At 49.5% G+C, this 1,282-nt stretch carries 1 protein-coding gene and 1 pseudogene; both read left to right on the top strand.

Annotated features, from left to right (window positions below; all coding sequences use genetic code 11):
• Positions 1 to 486, top strand: a pseudogene (locus R7P72_RS24790) (PTS fructose transporter subunit IIC); the annotation flags it as partial.
• A gap of 91 nt (positions 487 to 577) precedes the next feature.
• On the top strand, positions 578 to 1,282 hold a 705-nt coding region (gene manA / locus R7P72_RS24785), incomplete at its 3' end, for a mannose-6-phosphate isomerase, class I (RefSeq protein WP_411912905.1).

Below are 1,282 nucleotides of genomic sequence, written 5' to 3'. Positions count from 1 at the left end.
GATATGGGTGGTCCATTCAACAAGGTCGCATTCCTATTCTCTGTGGGCATGATTGCGAGCGGTCAAACTCAATTTATGGGTGCGATGGCGTGTGCAATCCCTGTTGCTCCTCTAGGCATGGCACTGGCAACGGCGCTTGGTCGTAAGTTCGACCTGTTCGAAGAATCAGAAACCGAAGCGGGTAAAGCCGCAGGTGCAATGGGTCTGGTGGGTATCTCTGAAGGTGCGATTCCGTTCGCAGCGCAAGATCCAATGTCAGTGATTCCTGCAAACGTACTTGGCTCAATGGTGGCGGCAGTAATGGCGTTCTCATTCGGCATCACCAACAGCGTTGCTCACGGCGGTCCAGTTGTCGCTCTACTTGGCGCGATGAACCATCCAGTCCTTGCTCTGATTTGTATGGCAGCTGGCGCAACGGTTACCGCAGTAACGTGTGTAACGTTGAAGAAAGTACGTAAAGCAAAAATGATGCAAGCAGCCGCTTAATCCCCCCTCCCCCAAATAGCTCCTATGGCTTGGGCAATGTCGCCCAAGCCATGATTTTCTCTCATGGTGACACTCTATGTCTGATTTAACGATGTCCGATACACAAACGATTCAAACTCAAGCTGCGCATCCGACGTTTTTCCTGATGAACAACGTGATTCAAAACTACGCTTGGGGCAGTACTACTTCTGTTAACCAACTGTTTGGCATTGAAAACCCAACGGGCGAACCACAAGCAGAAGTATGGATGGGCGCGCATCCAAACGGTTGCTCAATGGTGACGGTAAACGGCGAGGAGACCAAACTCTCTTCACTGATTGCTCAAGACATGAATGCTTTTCTGAGTGAAGAAGTCGCAAACCGTTTTGGTGAACTTCCGTACCTGTTTAAAGTGCTTGCCGCTGAGAAAGCGCTGTCGATTCAGGTGCACCCAAACAAGCAACAAGCAGAACTAGGTTTTGCACTGGAAGAAAAACAAGGCATTCCCCTAACCGCAGCAAACCGTAACTACAAAGATCCAAACCACAAACCAGAATTGGTTTACGCGCTAACCGAATACCAAGCGATGAATGGCTTCCGCCCAACAAGTGAAATCATCAGCTTCTTTTCTGAGCTGGCGATTCCTGAGCTGCAAGGCTTGGTGGATGACCTTATCGACAATCAAACTTCAAAAGGATTGGCGAGCTTCTTCTACGGTCTATTGTCACTGGAAGGCGAACAGAAAGAGATGGCGTTGACGGTGCTATTGGCACAAGCTCGCATCACCGACTTACCTCTGTTCAACCTGATCTTGGAG

The sequence above is a fragment of the Vibrio sp. Vb0888 genome (assembly GCF_033338835.1).
Classification (GTDB): Bacteria; Pseudomonadota; Gammaproteobacteria; order Enterobacterales; family Vibrionaceae; genus Vibrio; species Vibrio alginolyticus.
The sequence above is the reverse complement of the archived record's forward strand: the minus strand, read 5'-3'. Positions and strand labels throughout refer to the sequence as shown.